The 2,566-nt window shown below is 41.2% G+C and carries 1 protein-coding gene; it reads right to left on the bottom strand.

The window, feature by feature from the left end; all coding sequences use genetic code 11:
* Positions 1-182 precede the first annotated feature (182 nt).
* The gene (locus PX482_RS16920) at positions 183-2,084 is read right to left on the bottom strand and encodes a M48 family metallopeptidase (RefSeq protein WP_002763291.1); all 1,902 of its coding nucleotides are present in this window, start codon (positions 2,082-2,084) and stop codon (positions 183-185) included.
* Positions 2,085-2,566 lie beyond the last annotated feature (482 nt).

The following is a 2,566-nucleotide window of genomic DNA, read 5'->3' as shown; positions in this document are numbered from 1 at the left end:
TTGTCTGAAGCCGTTTTTTTGCGCTTCGTTTTTGAAGCAATTGTCAAACCGCCGACACCATCGGTCAAAGCATGGGGGCATTGCGGCTGGGGTTGTCTCTTTCATCGCTGATCTTTCAACGTAAAGTGCTTACTCTTTAACGATTATACTCGATTTGATCTTTATTTAGCGTTTAAGTCCCACTAACGTCGAAAAATTAAAGACCGATGAATCTGACAAATCTTTTTCTTGAGCTTATCAGAACTGCCGTGGTTCAAGATGATGATATAGGCTTGAGTAGGAAACTGTAAATTGGTAACGAGCAAGTTAATTAATTTATGAGGCGCATCCGAACTTTCAATCAAATCTCGTTTACGAACAATCCCTAGAACACAGAAGTGGTTTTCAGGAAAGTACCTGACCACTTTCTCTACTAGATAAGCTTCTTTAACCTGCGGATAGCAAGCTAACTGCTGTTTCAGTTCATTTACCTCTAATGCTTTCAGAGTGTGAGGTTGAAATCTATCGTAATCACCCACAGTAGCTCTTTCCTGTTGAGCTTTTAGTAAAAGTTGATAATGTTGTTCAGCTCGTGCGCGATATTTCTGAGCCTCTTCAGTTTGACCTTGTTGACAGAAAAAACCATAAACTAACTCACAGCCAGCTATGACCCAATCCACTCTTTGCTCTATGGCTTTTTCGATATGGGCAATGCCTGATGCATCAGCCTTGTGTAAAAAAACTTGTCCAATAGCATAGTTTGCTTCTGCATGATCGGGCTGAATTTTTAACACGTCTTGTAAGAAGGGAAGTGCTGCTTCACCACCTTGTAATTCCAAGGTGTAATAGGCTCGTTCCCATGCTTCTTGTTCAGGCAGAGTCTGCATTTGGGCTTTTTGATCTAATGCTCGTAGTTTGTCTTTGGTTTCCTGTAGGTATGCATAGCGCTGTCGCCAAGGTGTCGATATGGCTGCTTTCCAATCTTGATCGAACTGTTTCGCAAATTTGTGTAAGATCATCTTTCCCAGAAGGTGTTCTGCTGCACTTATTTGGATTGTTGCGGGTTGAGGTAACGTTTCTAATTGAGTAGTCTGATAACCCAGCGATTTTAACCGATCAGCAAGACAGGGATGGGTGTCTGCATAACTGGTTTTTTGTGCAAGCGCCTGCTCTAACCATTGTTTGGTCTCCTCTTCGGCAATTGGATTATGCAAAACGGTCAACATAGATGAATAAGCATTGCTCGGTGGATCAGCCTGATGCTCTGCCCGTTTTTGGATATCTGACCAGAAGGAACTCTCCAGAAAACGAGCTTTGACTTCTATGTTAATTAGAGCTTCAGCCGTGTTGTTTGCGCTAGTGAGTTGAGCCGCACAGCGATCAGCTTCATACTCATTCATTCGTGCCAGGGTAAAAGAATAGGCATTAAAGGAAGGCCAATACCAATCTAAAAAGCGATTAAATAAAACAAAGGCTCCAGATTGATCGCTTTGATGTAACTGTTCATAAATCTGCATCCAAGTTTTGCGAATTCGATAAATCCATGCTGCAAAGCGAGAATGGTTACCAGAGAGATGCCCTAACTCGTGCGCCATAACTGCTTTAAGTTGTTCCAGCGATAATGACTGCATCAAGGGAAGTCCCAAAAGTAAATAGTTTTCCTGCCAACCAAAGATACCCAGTCGTGGAACTTGAACGACTGCTGCATTGAACTCTTGATTTAACAGGATGTTATGAAATCGGGGAGCTTGGAGTTTAGTCGTCAACTCATCGACTAGAGCGAATAATTTAGGAACTTGATGACGATTAAGTTTCAAACCTTCAGGCTCAGGGACGGTCACCCAAAGTGATCGCACAATCACCCATGCTGGAATTAGTAACAAAATAGCCAGCTTAATAATGACAGAATTGACACGGTGACTGAAAACAATAAATGAGACAATTAATCCAATTAGTGTTAACAGCCCAGCAAGCACCAGAAAGATGTAGGCGTACCCTAATATGGCAAACAGGGCAACTCGTAGGCGATAACTCCTAGGATGTGCCTTCGAGAATTTTTCTAGCGTTCCAACTAATGTATCAAACTGTTTCTGTGTGATTGTCATAAAAATAACTGTACTAACTATCGAAAGATGCGTTATAAATTTCCTAGTGAAGAAAGGCACTCATGCAAGAGGCAAGGGGGGGGTTAGATATGTGTAATTAATTTTGCTTAGGTACTTAACTGATAACTGATCACTGAAAAGGTGCTGGTGTGATGATTCGTGCTGTCAAGGTTCCGTTCTATTTTTCGGGTAGGGGTAAAATTCCTCAATTCAGAGGGGTAAAGCGGCTTAGTCTGATTTTGCCTTATGGAAAAACATCAGCGGCTTTCCTCTTGATTTCGGAATTTTGGTGATTTTAGTTTAATTTTTTTGGCTCTTCGGGAATTGTTATGCAAATAATTAACTTAAAATAAAATTCGATGAGAGCAACTACGCTCAAAAGTAGCTGAAACCCATACAGGAAAGGACTTAAGGCACAAATAGGTTAATACCAAAAGATAGACAATCGAGTTAAGATTTGATATAATGGCCAAAAACCAGAG

This window comes from Microcystis sp. M53602_WE12, from assembly GCF_030065455.1.
GTDB classification, from domain to species: Bacteria; Cyanobacteriota; Cyanobacteriia; order Cyanobacteriales; family Microcystaceae; genus Microcystis; species Microcystis aeruginosa.
Note: the sequence above shows the minus strand (reverse complement) of the source record. Positions and strands in the feature narration are given on the sequence as shown.

Coding starts and splice junctions, on each gene's coding strand:
- PX482_RS16920 (WP_002763291.1), bottom strand. CDS start 2,084: ATGACAATCACACAGAAACAGTTTGATACATTAGTTGGAACGCTAGAA.